This is a genomic window from Bacillus sp. F9_6S_D1_P_5 (genome assembly GCF_054823925.1).
Genome location: NZ_JBTREW010000016.1, coordinates 51256 through 69365, shown reverse-complemented (window position 1 = coordinate 69365; position 18110 = coordinate 51256). Strand labels below are relative to the sequence as shown.

Here is an 18110-nt window from a genome sequence, read left to right as displayed (position 1 = left end):
ATACATGCATATGTGACAACGCTGTGTTCATATATATGAAAGGAGGGTGTAGAGGGGGATGAGTGTTTGGGTTACTTAATGGAAGCTATTTTATTGATATTAGCGGTAGTATTACCATTAGCCTTAGTCTTAATTTTTTTAAGAAGATTAATAAGTAATTTAGGAGATGCATCAACAGTCACAAAATTACGAGAGAAAGATGAGAAAAAAGAGTGAGTAAAGCACTATGCGTACGCATAGTGCTTTACTTGTGGTAAAATGAGAAAAGGAAACTCCTAAAAGTTGTATTTTACTGAAGGAGAGAAAAGTAAAATAAGAGGTATATGCATATATGAATAAGCGAACAGCGTTAGTACTTGGTGCAAGTGGTTTAGTTGGACAAGAGATAACGCGTCTATTACTTGAATCAGATTACTACGATTCGGTTACTATTTTTGTAAGAGAACCAATACAATGGCAACATGAGAAGTTACAGCAAAAGCAAGTAGATTTTTCGATGTTAGAGGAATATAAAGAGTTTTTCGCTGTAGATGACGTATTTAGTTGTCTAGGAACAACAATCAAAAAAGCAAAAACAAAGGCAAATTTCAAAAAGGTAGATTATGAATATACGGTACGAGCTGCGTGTCTAGCGGAGAAACAAGGGGTGCAAAATTTCCTTGTTGTGTCCTCGATGGGAGCAAATCCTAAATCGTTTTTCTTTTATTCGCAAGTTAAAGGGAAAATGGAAGAGGAATTACAAAAATTAGTGATTGGTGGTATTCACATTTTTAGGCCATCTTTATTAGTAGGAAATCGACAAGAATTTCGTTTTGGTGAACGAATGGCTGAAAAGTTATCTCGTATGATTCCTTTTATATTTAAAGGGGCTTTCAAAAAGTATAAACCAATTTCAGCGAAAGATGTGGCGAAAGGGATGTATATCACTGCATTGCGAGAAGAAACGGGTATCTATTTTTATAACTCAAATGAAATTACAACGATAGAATAACAAACGAGAAGAATGATATGTACTAGTCCATACTTTTTGAGGGTTTGCAAAAGGAGGATATACGAATGAGTAAAAAAGAAATGTTGCAAAATGGAATTAAGCAAGTTTTTTACGAAGAAGCATGGTATCCACCTATATCAGACGCGTTAAAGGATCTTACCGCTGCACAAGCATGTTGGCAACCAGAAGGAAGGGCTAGTAATACAATTTGGGAAAATGTAAACCATTTACTTACTTTTAAAGAACGCCTACTTGCCCGCTTATACGAAGATGAAACATTTGTTGCACCACAAAATAATGATGAAACGTTTGTCCAAGGTGGATGTAATGATGAGGATGCTTGGCAACAAATAGTGTTACGAACAATTCAAGTGCATGATGCTTTACAATCTGTATTAATATCCCTTCAAGAAGCAGAACTAGATCGACTTACCCCTTCTCTTCCAATTTGGCAACAATATCAGAACATTCTTTTGCACGATGCTTATCATACAGGACAAATTGTACAAATTCGTAAGCTCCAAGGTTCATGGCCAGCGCATCGTTCCTATTTATAAAGGATACTTAAATTTGTTGGAGTTATAAACGAAACAAACGAATTAAAAACAGTATACTATTATAATAAAAAACAATTTCCTACTTAATTTGAGAAATTGTTTTTTTGTTACTTCAGTTGTGACCCATATTATGGAATGTGGATTATAACCTTGTCGCATATTTAGAGTGTGATTATGCTTGTTTTGTTCATTAAATTTAATTTTTTATATAACGTTATTTCAATGTAATACTAAATGTAGTAACAACAGGGAGGTGAAAAACAAAAAATAGGCGTATCAAGCAAAATGTTGATACACCTTAAAACGATATTATGAAATAATATACGCTGTCTTGTAGTATACTTTTAATTTCTCTATATTTAGTCGTACATAATATTCTCGGTTTTATTTATTCGTATGGATTTTCCCTGGTGCTCGCTTATATTGGTACGGTTCTTCTAACTCAAAGCCAAGTTCATTGGCGGCTATTCTTGAGAAGTAAGGATTGCGAAGTAACTCACGTCCGATAAAAATTAAATCTGCTTCGTTATTATTTAAAATTTGTTCTGCTTGTGCCCCGGTCGTAATTAATCCAACAGCACCAGTTGCAATGTTAGCATACTCTTTAATATGTTTAGCGTATTGTACTTGATACCCGGGATATACATCGATGTGTGCCGGTACAACAGCCCCAGAACTACAATCGATTACATCTACCCCTTGTTCTTTCATCCATTTTGTATACTGAACGTAATCTTGAACCGTTAATCCATCAGGATGATAGTCATTTGCTGAAATACGAACGAATAACGGTCCGTTCCAAACTTCATTTATTGAGTCAATAATTTCACGTAAGAAACGATAGCGATTTTCAGGTAAACCTCCATATTCATCAGTCCGTTTATTAGAAAGTGGAGAAAGAAATTCATTAATAAGATAACCGTGAGCTCCATGTATTTCAATAACGTCAAATCCAGCTTGTTTTGAACGTATGGCAGCCTCTTGAAAAGCTAATATAGTATTTTTTATTTCCTGTATACTCATTTCTACTGGTATTTTCATTGTTTCATTAAATGGAATTGCGGATGGAGCGAGAGCATCCGTTTCTAATTCTGCTTTTCTTCCGGCGTGAGCGAGTTGAATGGCAGCTTTTGCACCGTTATCATGTATAATAGTTGTCGTTTTATGTAAGCCTTCAATTAGGCTATCATCCCATATACCTAAGTCTTTGTTAGAAATTCTTCCTTCAGGTAACACGGCTGTCGCTTCAATCATAACTAAACCAACTTGACCGGCAGCTCTTGTTCCGTAATGAACGAGATGAAAATTTGTTACTTGGCCATCCTCGTTTTTTGATGAATACATGCACATAGGTGACATAACGATACGGTTTTTTAATGTAACGTCCTTAATTGTATAAGGTGAAAAAAGTTCGGAATGCATCCAATAGCCTCCTAGATTGAATTTTCTTACATTGTATCATTCTCGTTTTTGTTTCTCTAATAAAACGCTTATACGAAAAATTTTGTCTATTCGTGTTACAATAATTAATATGAATTGAATTGGAGGCTGACATATGTACCAGGCTTATTATGAAAGTGAATTAGGTTTGCTGGAAATTAAAGCGAACGATAAAGGAATTACGTCTGTTATATTTGTTGATGAGAGACAAGAAGAAATTACAAATGAAATGGTAGATCAATGTATAAATGAGTTAGATGAATATTTTAAGGGGAATAGAAGAGAGTTCACAGTCCCGCTGTCTGCCGAGGGAACAGCATTTCAAAAAAATGTATGGGATGCGCTCTATACTATTCCGTATGGCGTAAGTGCTTCATATTTAGATATTGCAGAGAAAGTTGGAAATACGAAAGCTGTACGAGCGATAGGAGGAGCGAATAGTCGTAATCCGATTTCAATTATCGTTCCGTGTCATCGTGTAATAGGAAAGAGCGGGAAGCTTGTTGGATATGCAGGTGGTTTATGGAGGAAAGAGTGGTTATTAAAACACGAAGGTATATTGAAATAACGTATGGACGGGAAGAGGGATTGTTTTGAGATGTATAAATTGTGGGCAACTTTGCGAGGGAAATCAGTTGAATTGTGAAAGTTGCCAGCGGACTTTGCATACTGAACAAGGTGAAGGAAGCTCACTAATAGACAAGGAATTAGAAGTGTATGTAGGGAGACAATATCCGTATTACAAAAGGAAATGGGAGCTTGAGGAAAAGCGGATTGCTAGGTGGAGCTGGAATGGTTGGGCAGCCGTTTTCAATGTAGGCTGGCTTGGGTATCGTAAGTACTATTTACCAGCAGCATTATTTGTATTGTTATTAGTAGCGTGCGATGCGTTTTCTTATTATATGGGTTTCAACGTAGCATTACCAATCATTAATATGGTGCCTCTGACGTTTCTATTACTCGTTTTTATTTTATTTGGAATGGCGATTTTTGCGAATGGATTATATTATCAATTTGCAGAAAGGCGTATATATCGAATAAAAGCAAGAGAAATTCAAGATGAATCGGTTGAGAAGTACCTCATTCGTAATAGTGGTGGAACGAGTAAAATGGGAGCAACCATCGTTACGATTTTAGCGGTTGCTAGTATTTTTTTCAGCCATTTCTTTTTCCCAACTGATCGAGATATTATTCAAAAAGTTCGTACAGGCTCGCTTTATGAATATCCATTCTTTTCTATTGGTGAATCGTTTGAAAGTTATTTTAGAAATCCGGGCTGGGTATATTATCGTGGAACGGAAGGATTAGAATTAGTAGAATTCCAAGGGATTAGTCCTGATATGCCAAGGAAAAAGGTGAAGATCCAATTTATTGTTGATTATAAATTGGGTGAGATTGAGCCGTACTCAATTACGATTAACGGCGAATCTAAAAATGAGGAAGAATTTTTGAAGATAATGGACGAAATATTTAAAGTTCAAAATCCATTTGATATAGACGATGGATTACAAGTAAAAGAAATAGAAAAAGAAGCGGATGGAAAGACTCTCTATCCGCTTCTTTTTTTAATGTACGAAAATAATATTTGAAATAATCTGAATCTTTTGTATAATAATATATATTATACTGGCTTTCATTTATACATATAGATTGGGGGAAGGAAGAATGAAGAGAAAGGTAACAACGATTGCTGCAGTAGCATTATCAACTAGTGTATTAGTTGCAGGTTGCGGAAATGGGGAGAAGGCATCTACAACGAAGAAAGAGGCAAGTAAGGGGGCAGCAGATAAGCAAGTATTAAACTTACTAGAAGCAGCAGAAATTCCTTCAATGGATACATCAAAATCGACAGACTCTGTATCTTTCCGTGCCTTTGTCAATGCAATGGAAGGGTTATATCGTTTAGATAAGGATAATAAACCAACTCCAGGTATGGCAAAAGATGTAAAGATTAGTGAAGATAAAACGACATATACATTTGAATTGCGAGACGCAAAGTGGTCTAATGGCGATCCAGTTCGAGCGCAAGATTTTGTATTTGCATGGCAACGTGCATTAGATAAAGCAACAGCAGCTGAGTATGCATTTATTTTATTTGATGTGAAAAATGCACAGAAAGTAAATAAGGGAGAATTACCGTTAGATCAATTAGGAGTAAAAGCAAAGGATGATAAAACGTTAGTAGTAGAATTAGAACAACCAGCACCATATTTCCTTGAGCTTACTTCATTCCCGACATTTTTCCCATTAAATGAAAAATATGTGAAAGAACAAGGGGATAAATATGCATTAGAAGCAGATAAACTATTATACAATGGACCATTTACGATGAGTGAATGGAAACATGAACGAAGTTATCAATTGAAGAAAAACCCTAATTATTGGGATAAAGATACAGTGAAATTAGAAGAAATTAATGTAAATATAGTGAAGGAAACGAGCACGGGAGTAAATTTATATGATAGTGATCAAGCAGACCGTGTTATTTTAAGTTCTGAATTTGTTGATAAATATAAAAAGAATAAGCCAGATGAATTTAAAACGAAGTTAGATCCACGTATGTATTTCTTACGTTTTAACCAGAAAAATGCAACGTTTAAAAACCAAAAAGTTCGTGAAGCAATTGATCTAGCATACGATAAAAAAGGAATTGCAAATGTTATTTTAAATGACGGATCATTGCCAGCATATTTCTTAGTACCTGAAAAATTTACGACAGGACCAGATGGGAAAGATTTCCGTACTGTAAATAAAAATTTCCGTGACAGTAAAGATAATGCAGCAAAAGCAAAAAAATTATGGGAAGAAGCGAAGAAAGAACTTGGCCAAGATACAATTACAGTAGAATTTCTAAATGATGATAACGGTAGTCGTAAAAAAGTGGGCGACTTTATTAAAGAAGAGTTAGAGAAAAATTTACCTGGTATTAAAGTGAATTTGAAACAACAACCATATAAGCAGAAGCTAGAGTTAGAAAAGAAATTTGAATATGAATTCTCATTATCTGCATGGAGTCCGGATTATCCAGATCCAATGACTTATATTGATATGTTCGTTACTGGAAGTTCATTTAATGAAATGGATTATTCTAATCCGAAGTATGATGATTTAGTAGCGAAATCAAAAGGAGAGCTATTAAAAGATGATAAAGCACGTTGGAATGCACTTGCAGAAGCTGAAAAAATCTTAATTGGTGAAGATGCTGCCATTTCTCCTGCGTACCAACAAAGTACGGCATATTTAGAGAAACCGTATGTAAAAGGTATTGCAAATCATACGTTTGGTGGGGACTTCAGCTATAAATGGGCATATATTACAAAGAAATAGTATAATAAAAGATGAGTGAATTTTCGCTCATCTTTTATTTGTATAGGAGGAATTAGAGTTGTTAAAAGGAATCAATCATCTTTGTTTTTCAGTATCTAATTTAGAAGACTCTATTACATTTTACGAAAAAGTATTGGAAGGGGAATTATTAGTTAAAGGGAGAAAACTCGCATATTTCAATATATGTGGGGTATGGATAGCACTTAATGAAGAAGCACATATTCCGAGAAATGAGATTCATCAATCTTATACGCATATTGCGTTTTCAGTTGAACAGAAAGACTTTGAACGTCTATTGCAGCGATTAGAAGAAAACGATGTTCATATTTTACAAGGAAGAGAGCGGAATATAAGGGATTGTGAGTCTATCTATTTTGTTGATCCTGACGGCCATAAGTTTGAATTTCATTCAGGGACATTGCAAGACCGACTTAATTATTATAGGGAAGATAAACCTCATATGACATTTTACTAAGGGGGGAAGAAGTTGCATGCGCTAGTTATTGGTGGAACAGGAATGCTAAAGAGGGTGTCTATGTGGCTCTGTGAGCAAGAGTTTCATGTTTCTATTATTGGGAGAGATGAAGTGAAATTAGAAAATGTTAAGCGAGAGAGTGCTACACCAGAAAGTATCACATGTCTATCGTTAGATTATCATAATGAAGACGATGTAAAGTTAGCGATTAAAAGCACAATTGAGCGGAATGGCCCAATAACATTAGTTGTCGCATGGATACATTCTAGTGCGAAGGATACGTTATCGCTCATTTGTAGAGAATTAGACTTGTCGTCTGAAACATACAATGTTTTTCATATTTTGGGTAGTAAAGCGTCGCGTATGCCCGCACAAAAAATAGGTGGTACACGATGTAGCTACCATAGAATAATATTAGGTTTTATATTAGAAGATACATACGGGAGATGGCTTACCCATAAAGAAATATCGGAGGGGGTAATAAAAGGAATTGAGAGTAAATGTGATGAATGGATTGTAGGACGAGTAGAACCTTGGGAATTGCGGCCAATATGGTAAGGGGGAATGGCAAATGAAAACAACTATATATGTAACAAGGCACGGTGAAACGGAATGGAATGTAGCGAAGTGAATGCAAGGGCGGAAAAATTCTGCTTTAACTGAAAACGGTATGCTACAAGCTAAGCAATTAGGGGATCGAATGAAAGATTTATCTATCCATGCCATTTATAGTAGTCCGAGTGAAAGGACCCTCCATACTGCAGAGTTAATAAAGGGCGAACGTGATATACCGATAATCGCGGACGAGCATTTCTATGAAATTAACATGGGCATATGGGAAGGACAGACTATAGATGATATAGAAAGAAAATACCCAGACGATATAGAATTGTTTTGGTATGAGCCACATCTTTTTCAGTCAACATCAGGAGAAGATTTTAAGACTGTTCATAAAAGGGTAATTGATGGGATACATCTTCTTTTAGAGAAGCATAAAGGAGAAAGTATATTAATTGTTTCCCATGCGGCAGCGGCCAAATTACTTGTAGGACATTTTGCAGGTATTGAAATAGAAAATGTATGGAATGATCCATTTATGCATAGTGCTAGTCTAAGTGTAATAGAATTTGAAGAAGGTAAAGGTGAAGTGAAGCAATTTGCAGATATAAGTCATTTTCAATAAACGAAAAAAAGGCCGCAAAACGGCCTTTTTTATAGGTATAAAAACTAGCAATTACGTTTTTTATACCAGAAGTGATCGAATTTCTTGTTTTTGCAAGATGGGAATTTATGTCCGCCTTTGCAATCATTCCATTTGTGTCCATCATCGTGACAGTCTTTACCATGATCCCATGAATCATCACAAGAGCCACCGTGTCCGTGAGGGAAGAATTCGCATTTTTTACAGTAACATCGTTTTGTCCAGTAAAATTTCTTTTCAAAGCGCACACATTTTGTAACGAACGTACAATGCTTTCTGCGAGTACGTTTTGTTACTAAAACGCATTCTTTTCTACGTGTTACTTTCGTAACGAACGTCCATTTTTGAACGCGAACACGAGTACATTTCGTAACAAATGTCCATTTTTTTACGTGAGTACATTTTGTAACGAACGTACAATGTTTTACGCGAGTACATCTCGTTCTTGGACATTTACAATCATCGCTACACTCAATTTTTGAAGAGCAATCTTCATCACATTCAAACGTACTTGGATCTTGGTGTAAGAAATCCTCCATCCCCGCACTTTTGATTTCTTCAACCGCTTTTCTAATATCACGTTTCATAGAAATCCTCCTTATCATGTATTAAGTTGAAAAGGTATTCTTTTTCCTTAACATGATATGAGATATGACGTCTTTCTGAACAGGACAAGAGTGTAATTTTATATAAATAGATGATAGCGGATGTATGGACAAGGCAAGGTGCATACATTGAATGAAGAGAACTGAGAAGGGATGAGAAAATATGCTGCCTTCATATGATTTTTTTATTCATCCAATGTACTTAGTGGAATTGAAAAAAGACATTTGGTCAGATAGTCCAGTGCCAGCAAAGTTAACTTATGGAAAAAAGAAGTATGACATTGATATCGTATACCGAGGTGCTCATATTCGTGAATTTGAGAAAAAATCTTATCATGTTATGTTTTATAAACCGAAAAAATTTCAAGGTGCGAAAGAGTTTCATTTAAATTCTGAGTTTATGGATCCGTCTCTCATACGAAATAAATTATCTTTAGACTTTTTTCATGATATTGGTGTACTTTCACCGAAATCACAACATGTATTTATAAAAATTAATGGTCAAATTCAAGGTGTATATTTACAGTTAGAATCAGTTGATGAAAACTTTTTGAAAAATAGAGGATTACCGAGTGGTTCTATTTATTATGCGATAGATGATGATGCGAATTTTTCTTTAATGAGTGAGAGAGATAAAGATGTTAAGACCGAGCTCTTTGCGGGGTATGAATTTAAATATTCGAATGAAAATAGTAAAGAACAACTGAGTGAATTTGTATTTCAAGCGAATGCTTTGTCGAGGGAAGCTTATGAAAAAGAGATTGGAAAGTTTTTGCATGTAGACAAATATTTAAGGTGGTTAGCTGGCGTCATTTTCACGCAAAACTTTGATGGTTTTGTTCATAACTATGCACTATATCATAACGATGCAACGAATTTATTTGAAGTGATACCGTGGGATTATGATGCGACTTGGGGGCGAGATGTACAAGGGAGACCACTTAATCATGAATATATTCGTATTCAAGGTTATAACACATTAAGTGCAAGATTGTTAGATATACCTGTATTTAGAAAACAATACCGAAGTATTTTGGAAGAAATATTAGAAGAACAATTTACCGTTTCGTTTATGATGCCGAAAGTAGAAAGTTTGTGTGAATCGATTCGTCCATATTTACTACAAGATCCATATATGAAAGAAAAGTTAGAAATATTTGATCAAGAAGCTGATATGATTGAGGAATATATAAATAAAAGAAGAAAGTATATACAAGATCATTTACATGAATTGGATTAATTTTGAAAGAGATTGGAACATTATCAATCTCTTTTTTTGTATAATAAAGATGTATTGATGGGATTGACTTAATATTCACTTGAAAGAGAATGGGGGATGTAAAAGCATGACGGTAAAATGGATTGATTGGGTAAAACAAATACAATCTATAGCCCAAGCAGGTTTAACGTATTCTAAGGATGTGTATGATATAGAGCGTTTCCAACAATTACGAGATATTTCCATTTCGATGATGTCACATTACACAAAGACAGATTGGGAAGTTGTAGAGAAGTTATTTGCAAGTGAGACAGGCTACCAAACACCAAAAGTTGATATAAGAGCAGTTGTTTTTCAAAATGATAAACTATTATTTGTGAAAGAAAAAAGTGATGGGAAATGGGCATTGCCAGGTGGATGGGCTGATATCGGTTATACACCGACAGAAGTAGCAGCAAAAGAAGTTTTAGAGGAGACGGGTTATGAAGTAGATGATTTTAAGCTACTCGCTATATTTGATAAAGAAAAACATCAACCATCACCTTCAGCAACACATGTATATAAAATTTTTATTGCCTGTAAGATTATTGGTGGTGAAAAGAAAACTAGTATTGAAACAGAAGATGTGGAGTTTTTTGGTGAGAATGAATTACCTAATTTATCGATTGCTAGAAATACAGAAGAGCAAATTAAAGAAATGTTTGCTTATATGAAAGAACCTATGAAAGAAACTTTAATAGATTAATTATGCTTATACCGATAATATTGTTGGAATGAAGATATTGGCAGAATGCAACCTTTATGTAATAATGGGATGGTATGTGAAGAAAAAAGGAGATAGAAAATAAAATGTTAGCAAGCATAATAGATCAGTTATTGCAATTTTTTGCAAGCTTAGGTTACTTTGGAGTAGCGCTAGCTTTAATGATTGAAATTATTCCGAGTGAAATTGTACTTTCATATGCGGGCTTTTTAGTTGCAGATGGTAAAATTAGCTTTGTCGGTGCAGTTATTGCTGGAACTATTGGTGGTACTTTAGCCCAAATCTTTTTATACTGGCTTGGATATTACGGAGGGCGTCCGGTTGTAGAGAAATATGGGAAATATCTACTTATTAATAAACACCATTTAGACATAGCGGAAGGTTGGTTTAAGCGTTACGGAGCAGGAGTAATCTTTTCTGCACGCTTTATTCCAGTCGTACGTCATGCAATCTCTATTCCAGCTGGTTTAGCTAAAATGCCATTAAAGCTATTTACACTATATACAGTAGTTGCGATTATTCCATGGTCAATACTGTTTATATACTTAGGTGAAAAGCTTGGCGGGAATTGGCGACACATTAAAGAGTATGCATCTGATTACACACATTACATAATTATAGGAGCTGTTCTCTTTGTTGCTCTATACTTCGGTTTAAAGTATTTAAAAAAGAAAAAAGCAGTGCGTTAAAGTCAATGATTTTTCATTGGCTTTTTTTATTTGTTTCGGTTCTAAAGAAAAGGAGTTGTCCATAATGTGTAATAATAAAGCGTAGCGGAGGAATGTGATGAAAGGATCACCGTTTATACGTGGAACGATATTTTTAACGATGGCAACAATGATATCTAAAATGTTAGGGTTTATATATGTTATACCATTTACAGCAATGGTCGGTACGAGTGGGTACGTTTTATACACGTATGCATATCGTCCCTATACGATTATGCTCAGCATTGCGACGATGGGACTACCACTGGCCGTTTCAAAAATGGTATCAAAATATGATCAACTGAATGATTATCATACGGTTAAGAGAGTGCTAAAGAGCGGTATCTTTTTTATGTTAATAATGGGAGTCATCTCATGTTTAACGCTATATATATTAGCTCCACATTTAGCTAAACTTGTAATCGATGGAAATGATCAAACGGGGAATAGTATAACAGCGGTCACTACTAATATTCAAATTGTAAGTTTTGCGTTAATACTTGTACCGGTAATGAGTTTATTAAGGGGATTTTTTCAAGGGTTCCAATCGATGGGACCTTCTGCTTTAAGTGTAGTTGTAGAACAATTTTTTCGAGTCTTAACCATTTTAATAGGAAGTTTTGTCGTTTTATATATTTTAAAAGCTTCTGTCTCGCTAGCAGTTGGTATTTCAACGTTCGGTGCCTTTATGGGAGCGATAGGTGGATTAACAGTTTTAAGTGCGTATTATATAAAAAGGAGAAAGCACTTAAAGAAAAAAGAAATGGCAAGTATACCGCAAACAACGAAATCTTTCTTTTCGCTATATAAGGAGTTGTTTACATATTCAATACCGTTTGTTGTGGTAGGTTTAGCAATTCCGTTGTATCAGACGATTGATACATTTACAATTAATAAACTATTAATACAAATAGGATATATGCAAGGAGAAGCGGAGAAAATCAATGCAATAATTGGTCTTGTTCAGATGGTTGTACTTATCCCAGTTTCCGTTGCGACTGCTTTTAGTATGTCTCTCGTACCTGAGATGACAAAAGCCTATACAGCAGGAAATGTGAAGTTACTGTACAAACATTTTACAAGGACAAATCTATTGGTAGTAGGTATTACGGTACCTGCGGCAATTGGAATGATGTTGTTAGCAAAACCAGTATATACTCTTTTATTTGGTGCCGGAAATGATCCGGAGATGGGGAGTGTGATTTTACAGTATTATGCTCCTGCCTGTATACTATTTTCGCTTTTTACAGTAACAGCAGCGATGTTACAAGGAATTAATCAACAACAGAAAACAGTGCTAGGATTAGTAATTGGCATTATTGTGAAGATAGTTTTAAATATTGTATTGCTTCCGTATTTCGATTATGTAAGTTTTATTATTTCAACATACGCTGGTTATACGATTTCAGTTGGCTTTAACTTGTGGATGCTTTCTAAATATGTTATAAAGGCAACATAAGCTTTTTAAGGCAGAGAGCACTCTGTCTTTTTCTTTGTTCCTAATATTTTTCTTATAAAAACGTTTTCAAAATAATTTTTCTATTGAAATTTAAACGTATGTTTCATATGCTGAGAATGGCGGTTCAAAAACTGTTCTGTAAGAGAGGTAGATTCCTACATGTAAAAAGAATCGGGGTGATAGTATGTTAAATATTTATTTAACAGACCGAAACGGAAAACTACAAGAGGTTGAGGAAATGCAAAAGGGTTGCTGGATTAATGTACTTCATCCAACGGAAGAAGAAATTCAATATCTAGTACAAACTTTAAATGTAGACTTAGATTTCATTAAAGACCCTTTAGATGATGAAGAACGCTCTCGTATTGAAAAGGAAGACAATAATACTTTAATAATCGTGGATATTCCAACAGTTAGACATGATGAAGAAGGAAATTCGATTTATGACACGATTCCAATAGGTATGATTGTAATGCCAGATTGTTTTGTGACAATTTGTTTAGAAGAAAATCCAATTTTTGAACGTTTTATTAATCAACGTATTAAAGAATTTTATACGTTTAAAAAGACACGCTTTGCACTTCAGCTCTTATATACGATTTCTACTTATTATTTAAGATACTTAAAGCAAATTAACAGAAAAACAATCGATTTAGAGCACCAATTAAATAAGTCGATGAAAAATAAAGAGATTTTCACATTGCTAGGCCTTGAAAAAAGTTTAGTTTACTTTACAACATCATTAAAGGCGAATAAAATTGTAATTCAAAAATTAATGCGTAACAGTACATTTTTAAAAATGTATGAAGACGATCAAGATTTATTAGAAGATGTATTAATTGAAAATAAACAGGCTATTGAAATGGCGGAAATATATAGTCATATTCTAAGTGGAATGATGAATACTTTTAGCTCTGTTATATCGAATAATTTGAACAGTGTTATGAAACTGTTAACGTCTATTACAATCATTTTATCATTACCAACAATGGTCTCTAGTTTCTTCGGAATGAACGTAAAGGTTCCATTTGAAGGTGAGGCTCAAGGTTTTGTAATTGTACTCATAATATGTGCAACATTATCTTGCGCTTTAGCATTTGTATTTTGGAAGAAACGTTACTTTTAACGATAAGAAAGCTGCTCTAGCATAGTTGTGTAACTGCGCTAGAGCAGCTTTTTTGCTATGAAATCCCAAATTTTGAATAGAATATAACTTATAAAATGTAATGTATATGAAAGAGGTGAATTCCGTATAAGTCTTGTCCAATTCATAAAATGGGGTTAAAATTACATATTGTTAATGAAAAGTTGGAGGAAATACATCATGGAATTGTTTCAATTACCGAAAGCATTCCTGCAAATGAATACAATCTTTATCTCCATATTGATCGAAGCACTTCCTTTTGTGCTCATTGGTGTATTTATTTCAGGATTCATTCAAATGTTTGTGACAGAAGATATGGTAGCAAAATGGATGCCGAAAAACCGATTTCTGTCTGTTTTAATGGCTACTTTTTTAGGGATGATGTTTCCGGGGTGTGAATGTGGAATCGTTCCGATTGTAAGGCGATTAATCGGAAAAGGGGTTCCGCCATATGCCGGGATTGCATTTATGTTAACTGGGCCAATCATTAATCCGGTCGTATTATTCGCAACATACGTTGCCTTTGGAAGTAGTATGCACATGGTATGGTATCGTTCTATTGTAGCGATTATCGTAGCAATTATCGTTGGAATTATATTATCATTTATGTTTAAAGAACATCAATTACGAGATGACCACTTCCCAGAAGTGAATCATAAGCGTCCGTTACGTAAAAAAATGTGGGATGTATGTACACATGCTGTTGAGGAATTTTTCTCGATGGGGAAATATTTAGTATTAGGTGCGTTAATTGCAGCTGCAGTTCAAACGTTCGTACAAACTTCAACACTTCTTGCTATAGGACAAGGTCCGTTTTCATCACCAGCTGTTATGATGGGACTTGCTTACATTTTATCACTTTGTTCAGAAGCAGATGCATTTATTGCTTCGTCATTCCAAAGTACATTTTCAACAGCATCACTTGTCGCGTTCCTCGTATATGGACCGATGGTGGATATTAAAAATATGTTTATGATGCTTGCAACATTTAAAACGAAATTTGTAATTGTCGTTACAGTTACAGTTACAGTTGTTGTTTATGCAAGCTCACTACTCATTTATGCGATGGGGTGGTAGGTTATGTTTCGGGCATATATATTATTAGGTTTTACAATCTTAATCGCGCAGCTTCATATTTCAGGTAATATTACGAAGTATATCAATATGAAGTATGCTTATTTATCAACTACAGCAGCCATTATTTTAGGCTTTTTAACAGTAGTTCAAATTATTATCGTTTTTCAAAAAGAACATGAGAAAGAACAAGGAAAACAAGATTGTAGTTGTGATCATAGCCATTGCGGACATGATCATTCAAAAGATGAGAATACATGGTGGAAAAAAGTATTTTCGTACTCATTGTTCTGTTTTCCTATTATATCAGGATTGTTTTTCCCAATTGCAACATTAGATTCCGACATTGTTAAGGCGAAGGGATTTCATTTTCCAGTAGCACAAGCAGAAAGTAAAGATCCATTTATGACAAGGCAATTTTTAAGACCTGACACGAGTATATATTACGGAAAAGAAGGATACCGTGGTGTAATGGAGAAAGGGAAGAAAGAGTTTGTAACGAAAGATAGTGTTACTTTAAATGATGAAAATTTCCTAAAGGGTATGGAAACAATTTATAATTACCCTGGCGAGTTTACTGGAAAAAAATTATCTTTTAAAGGATTTGTTTTCAAAGATGATTCATCTAAAAAAGAACAATATTTCTTATTCCGTTTCGGTATTATACATTGCGTAGCAGATTCTGGTGTATATGGTATGTTAGTAAAAAAACCGGAAGGTGTAGAATGGAAAAACGATGATTGGATTCAAATAGAGGGAGAAATTTCTACTGAATTTTATCAGCCATTCCATGCGAACATTCCTGTTTTAGAAGTAACGAAATGGAATAAAGTTGAACAGCCGAAAGAACAATATGTATTTAGAGGAGCCGATTGATAACATCGGTTCTTTTTTGTGGACTAAAAGTTCTGAATGTTGTTAATATTAAACGTGTAGTGATAATAAGCTCATACGGTTCTAGTGTTAATGGAAAGTGAAACTCTTGCTAAACTTCTTTGCTCCAGCTGAATTTTGTGGTGGGAGTTGTAATATCTGCAAATAGCGGATGAAATAATCAAAGAGGTGATAACAATGACTGAAGTAAAGGGAAAAACAGCTAATGAGTCTAGAGTGTTTAAAACGAGCCGAGTATTTCCAACGGATTTAAATGATCACAATACGCTATTTGGTGGAAAGATATTAGCCGAGATGGATATGGTTGCTTCTATTTCAGCAACGAGGCATGCAAGAAAAGAATGTGTCACAGCATCAATGGATTGGGTAGATTTCTTACATCCTGTTCGGTCTACTGATTGTGTTAGTTATGAATCTTTTGTAATTTGGACGGGTAGAACTTCTATGGAAGTATTTGTGAAGGTAGTAGCAGAAGATTTAATTTCAGGTGAGAAACGTATAGCAGCAACATCATTTGTTACTTTCGTTGCACTTAGTAAAGAAAATAATCCTGTCCCTGTGCCGCGAGTAATCCCTGAAACAGAGGAAGAAAAAGAATTACATCGCATTGCAGTGCTGCGTGCAGAACAACGTCATATACGTAAGGCGGAGAGTAAGAAAGTAGCCAAATTACTAACTTTTTGAGTTGAATATTTAGTCGTTAAAGTTACAATAACGGACTGAAATGTTTTTCATATGAAAAGCGGACACCTAAAAATAGGTGTCCGCTTTTATAGTTTTTTCATCCACATATCATATGACGATAACTACTTAGCAGAAGCAAGCAGCACCGACGATGATTAAGAGGATAAATAATACGACTAATAGCGCGAATCCATTACCATGTGCGAAGCCCATTGTTATTTCCTCCTTTTATTTTAAGATACAACATACAATATGCAAATGAGCTATCGTTTGATATGGACATATATCATGTAATGACATATTTTCTTGAATGATAATGTATTAAAAAAGGGAAGATATAGAAATAACAGTAAGTGGAGAAAGGAAAATATCCATGAAACACTTTTTCGCTGTACTCCTTTTTTTAGTAGGTGTATTCATTTGGATGAACATCGATGTGGAAATGGGGAAAAAAATGGTTAGTGAATATGAAGTAGGACAAGTTCGATTAGGTGAATTTCAACTATATACGAACGGTGAAGAGTTATATAAGAAATTATTTGAGGATATACGTAATGCAGAAAAGTACGTATATATCCATTTTTATATTGTAGGTAAAGATGAAATAAGCAAAGAGTTTTTGCAGTTACTTGAGAAAAAGGCAACGAGCGGAGTAGAAGTGAAATTGTCAGTCGATCGAATAGGCGGATATAAGCTGAAGAAAAAGATAATTCATCAACTAAAAAGCAATGGTGTCCAGTTTACGTTTAGTAAAAAACCTAAATTGAAACATTTATTCTATTCGTTGCACCAACGGAACCATAGACGCATCGTTACGATAGATGGAAAAGTATCATACGTTGGCGGCTTTAACATTGGAAAGGAGTACCTTGGACAAAATCCGAAATTTGGCCCATGGCGTGATTATCATGTGCGAGTCATTGGGAATGGTGCCACGGACATGGAAAGAAAATTTGCAACTGACTGGGAAGAAGATACAGGAGAAAAAATGCCTATACATGAAAGTTTACCTGCAATTGGGAATGTGAAATATCAATATGTATTTTCAGATGGAAAAGGTTTATGGGAAAAATATGGAGCACTTTTAAAGCAGGCTAAAACGTCTTTAATTATTGCAACGCCATATTTTGTGCCAAGTAAAGAAATGGTGAAAGAGTTAAAAGATGCATTAAACCGCGGTGTCAATGTGAAAATTCTCGTACCATTTAAAAGTGATGCAGTATTGTTAAAACAAGCTGCCTATCCGTATTTGAAAGACATGTTACATGCTGGAGCGGAGATTTATCAATATCAGAATGGTTTTTTTCATGGGAAAGTAACAATCATTGATGGGGAAATTGTTGATATTGGTACCGCAAACTTTGATAATAGAAGTTTTTATTTAAATACGGAGTCTAATTGTATTATCTATGATAAGGGAGTAACAGCGGACGTATGGAACCGATTAAAAGAAGACTTTCATAAATCAAAAAAATTTTCGGAAGAAGATTTTGAGAAAATTAGTAAATGGGATTGGTTTTTAGCAAGAATAGCAAATGTTATAGCATCATATTTATAGTATATAGACAAA

General features: G+C 34.6%; 21 protein-coding genes. 18 read left to right on the top strand and 3 right to left on the bottom strand.

Annotation, left to right across the window (positions count from 1 at the left end; translation table 11 throughout):
- The first annotated feature begins 66 nt into the window (after positions 1-66).
- From ACUXEY_RS19440 to ACUXEY_RS19430, 3 genes are all read left to right on the top strand, one after another.
- Positions 67-216, top strand: coding sequence for a hypothetical protein (locus ACUXEY_RS19440; RefSeq protein WP_000540925.1), 150 nt, complete (start codon positions 67-69; stop codon positions 214-216).
- Positions 217-331: 115 nt separating this feature from the next.
- Positions 332-991, top strand: coding sequence for an oxidoreductase (locus ACUXEY_RS19435; protein WP_461301371.1), 660 nt, complete (start codon positions 332-334; stop codon positions 989-991).
- A 65-nt stretch (positions 992-1056) separates the two neighbouring features.
- Positions 1057-1548: a DinB family protein gene (locus tag ACUXEY_RS19430; protein WP_461301370.1), complete on the top strand. Its 492-nt coding sequence runs from the start codon at positions 1057-1059 to the stop codon at positions 1546-1548.
- A 384-nt stretch (positions 1549-1932) separates the two neighbouring features.
- Here the strand turns inward: ACUXEY_RS19430 and namA are convergent, their stop codons facing one another.
- Positions 1933-2970 (bottom strand): NADPH dehydrogenase NamA, encoded by a 1038-nt coding sequence (namA, locus tag ACUXEY_RS19425; protein ID WP_461301369.1) that lies wholly within the window; start codon positions 2968-2970, stop codon positions 1933-1935.
- A 133-nt stretch (positions 2971-3103) separates the two neighbouring features.
- Here namA and ACUXEY_RS19420 point away from each other — a divergent pair, with 133 nt between their 5' ends.
- From ACUXEY_RS19420 to ACUXEY_RS19395, 6 genes are all read left to right on the top strand, one after another.
- Positions 3104-3556, top strand: a complete 453-nt coding sequence (locus ACUXEY_RS19420) for a methylated-DNA--[protein]-cysteine S-methyltransferase (RefSeq protein WP_461301368.1) — start codon at positions 3104-3106, stop codon at positions 3554-3556.
- A 25-nt stretch (positions 3557-3581) separates the two neighbouring features.
- The gene (locus tag ACUXEY_RS19415; protein WP_461301367.1) at positions 3582-4577 is read left to right on the top strand and encodes a DUF2628 domain-containing protein; all 996 of its coding nucleotides are present in this window, start codon (positions 3582-3584) and stop codon (positions 4575-4577) included.
- Positions 4578-4653: 76 nt separating this feature from the next.
- The gene (locus ACUXEY_RS19410) at positions 4654-6315 is read left to right on the top strand and encodes a peptide ABC transporter substrate-binding protein (RefSeq protein ID WP_098346470.1); all 1662 of its coding nucleotides are present in this window, start codon (positions 4654-4656) and stop codon (positions 6313-6315) included.
- Positions 6316-6373: 58 nt separating this feature from the next.
- On the top strand, positions 6374-6790 hold the full coding sequence (fosB, locus tag ACUXEY_RS19405; protein ID WP_166704512.1) for a FosBx1 family fosfomycin resistance bacillithiol transferase: 417 nt from the start codon (positions 6374-6376) through the stop codon (positions 6788-6790).
- A gap of 12 nt (positions 6791-6802) precedes the next feature.
- On the top strand, positions 6803-7348 hold the full coding sequence (locus ACUXEY_RS19400) for a short-chain dehydrogenase (protein ID WP_461301366.1): 546 nt from the start codon (positions 6803-6805) through the stop codon (positions 7346-7348).
- Positions 7349-7421: 73 nt separating this feature from the next.
- Positions 7422-7973 carry a phosphoserine phosphatase 1 gene (locus ACUXEY_RS19395; protein ID WP_461301365.1) on the top strand — a complete coding sequence of 184 codons (552 nt, stop codon included), beginning with the start codon at positions 7422-7424 and terminating at the stop codon, positions 7971-7973.
- Between the two features lie 44 nt (positions 7974-8017).
- Here the strand turns inward: ACUXEY_RS19395 and exsB are convergent, their stop codons facing one another.
- Positions 8018-8578 carry an exosporium protein ExsB gene (gene exsB, locus ACUXEY_RS19390; protein ID WP_076537042.1) on the bottom strand — a complete coding sequence of 187 codons (561 nt, stop codon included), beginning with the start codon at positions 8576-8578 and terminating at the stop codon, positions 8018-8020.
- 181 nt (positions 8579-8759) lie between these two features.
- On the opposite strand from exsB, the gene cotH reads away from it, so the two are divergent.
- From cotH to ACUXEY_RS19350, 8 genes are all read left to right on the top strand, one after another.
- Complete coding sequence (cotH, locus tag ACUXEY_RS19385; RefSeq protein WP_166704509.1) at positions 8760-9836, top strand: spore coat protein CotH; 1077 nt, start codon at positions 8760-8762, stop codon at positions 9834-9836.
- A 106-nt stretch (positions 9837-9942) separates the two neighbouring features.
- Positions 9943-10560, top strand: a complete 618-nt coding sequence (locus ACUXEY_RS19380) for an NUDIX hydrolase N-terminal domain-containing protein (protein ID WP_461301364.1) — start codon at positions 9943-9945, stop codon at positions 10558-10560.
- A 104-nt stretch (positions 10561-10664) separates the two neighbouring features.
- Positions 10665-11267, top strand: coding sequence for an undecaprenyl phosphate transporter UptA (uptA, locus tag ACUXEY_RS19375; protein WP_461301363.1), 603 nt, complete (start codon positions 10665-10667; stop codon positions 11265-11267).
- A 97-nt stretch (positions 11268-11364) separates the two neighbouring features.
- Positions 11365-12744, top strand: coding sequence for a putative polysaccharide biosynthesis protein (locus ACUXEY_RS19370; protein ID WP_429601586.1), 1380 nt, complete (start codon positions 11365-11367; stop codon positions 12742-12744).
- 184 nt (positions 12745-12928) lie between these two features.
- The gene (locus ACUXEY_RS19365) at positions 12929-13870 is read left to right on the top strand and encodes a magnesium transporter CorA family protein (protein WP_000932394.1); all 942 of its coding nucleotides are present in this window, start codon (positions 12929-12931) and stop codon (positions 13868-13870) included.
- 198 nt (positions 13871-14068) lie between these two features.
- The gene (locus tag ACUXEY_RS19360; protein WP_000418725.1) at positions 14069-14965 is read left to right on the top strand and encodes a permease; all 897 of its coding nucleotides are present in this window, start codon (positions 14069-14071) and stop codon (positions 14963-14965) included.
- A gap of 3 nt (positions 14966-14968) precedes the next feature.
- On the top strand, positions 14969-15838 hold the full coding sequence (locus ACUXEY_RS19355; protein WP_166704507.1) for a TIGR03943 family putative permease subunit: 870 nt from the start codon (positions 14969-14971) through the stop codon (positions 15836-15838).
- Between the two features lie 195 nt (positions 15839-16033).
- Positions 16034-16540, top strand: coding sequence for an acyl-CoA thioesterase (locus ACUXEY_RS19350; RefSeq protein ID WP_461301362.1), 507 nt, complete (start codon positions 16034-16036; stop codon positions 16538-16540).
- 126 nt (positions 16541-16666) lie between these two features.
- Here ACUXEY_RS19350 and ACUXEY_RS19345 read toward each other — a convergent pair whose 3' ends face one another.
- Complete coding sequence (locus tag ACUXEY_RS19345) at positions 16667-16753, bottom strand: YjcZ family sporulation protein (protein WP_000505094.1); 87 nt, start codon at positions 16751-16753, stop codon at positions 16667-16669.
- A 160-nt stretch (positions 16754-16913) separates the two neighbouring features.
- Here ACUXEY_RS19345 and cls point away from each other — a divergent pair, with 160 nt between their 5' ends.
- The gene (gene cls / locus ACUXEY_RS19340; protein WP_461301361.1) at positions 16914-18098 is read left to right on the top strand and encodes a cardiolipin synthase; all 1185 of its coding nucleotides are present in this window, start codon (positions 16914-16916) and stop codon (positions 18096-18098) included.
- The last annotated feature ends 12 nt before the right edge of the window (positions 18099-18110 follow it).

What these genes read in the sequence shown, in the direction of transcription:
- ACUXEY_RS19395 (WP_461301365.1), top strand. Translation starts at nt 7,422, where the DNA reads ATGCAAGGGCGGAAAAATTCTGCTTTAACTGAAAACGGTATGCTACAA.
- ACUXEY_RS19435 (WP_461301371.1), top strand. Translation starts at nt 332, where the DNA reads ATGAATAAGCGAACAGCGTTAGTACTTGGTGCAAGTGGTTTAGTTGGA.
- uptA (WP_461301363.1), top strand. Translation starts at nt 10,665, where the DNA reads ATGTTAGCAAGCATAATAGATCAGTTATTGCAATTTTTTGCAAGCTTA.
- cls (WP_461301361.1), top strand. Translation starts at nt 16,914, where the DNA reads ATGAAACACTTTTTCGCTGTACTCCTTTTTTTAGTAGGTGTATTCATT.
- ACUXEY_RS19410 (WP_098346470.1), top strand. Translation starts at nt 4,654, where the DNA reads ATGAAGAGAAAGGTAACAACGATTGCTGCAGTAGCATTATCAACTAGT.
- ACUXEY_RS19420 (WP_461301368.1), top strand. Translation starts at nt 3,104, where the DNA reads ATGTACCAGGCTTATTATGAAAGTGAATTAGGTTTGCTGGAAATTAAA.
- ACUXEY_RS19350 (WP_461301362.1), top strand. Translation starts at nt 16,034, where the DNA reads ATGACTGAAGTAAAGGGAAAAACAGCTAATGAGTCTAGAGTGTTTAAA.
- exsB (WP_076537042.1), bottom strand. Translation starts at nt 8,578, where the DNA reads ATGAAACGTGATATTAGAAAAGCGGTTGAAGAAATCAAAAGTGCGGGG.
- cotH (WP_166704509.1), top strand. Translation starts at nt 8,760, where the DNA reads ATGCTGCCTTCATATGATTTTTTTATTCATCCAATGTACTTAGTGGAA.
- ACUXEY_RS19345 (WP_000505094.1), bottom strand. Translation starts at nt 16,753, where the DNA reads ATGGGCTTCGCACATGGTAATGGATTCGCGCTATTAGTCGTATTATTT.
- ACUXEY_RS19355 (WP_166704507.1), top strand. Translation starts at nt 14,969, where the DNA reads ATGTTTCGGGCATATATATTATTAGGTTTTACAATCTTAATCGCGCAG.
- ACUXEY_RS19365 (WP_000932394.1), top strand. Translation starts at nt 12,929, where the DNA reads ATGTTAAATATTTATTTAACAGACCGAAACGGAAAACTACAAGAGGTT.
- namA (WP_461301369.1), bottom strand. Translation starts at nt 2,970, where the DNA reads ATGCATTCCGAACTTTTTTCACCTTATACAATTAAGGACGTTACATTA.
- ACUXEY_RS19360 (WP_000418725.1), top strand. Translation starts at nt 14,069, where the DNA reads ATGGAATTGTTTCAATTACCGAAAGCATTCCTGCAAATGAATACAATC.
- ACUXEY_RS19380 (WP_461301364.1), top strand. Translation starts at nt 9,943, where the DNA reads ATGACGGTAAAATGGATTGATTGGGTAAAACAAATACAATCTATAGCC.
- ACUXEY_RS19430 (WP_461301370.1), top strand. Translation starts at nt 1,057, where the DNA reads ATGAGTAAAAAAGAAATGTTGCAAAATGGAATTAAGCAAGTTTTTTAC.
- ACUXEY_RS19370 (WP_429601586.1), top strand. Translation starts at nt 11,365, where the DNA reads ATGAAAGGATCACCGTTTATACGTGGAACGATATTTTTAACGATGGCA.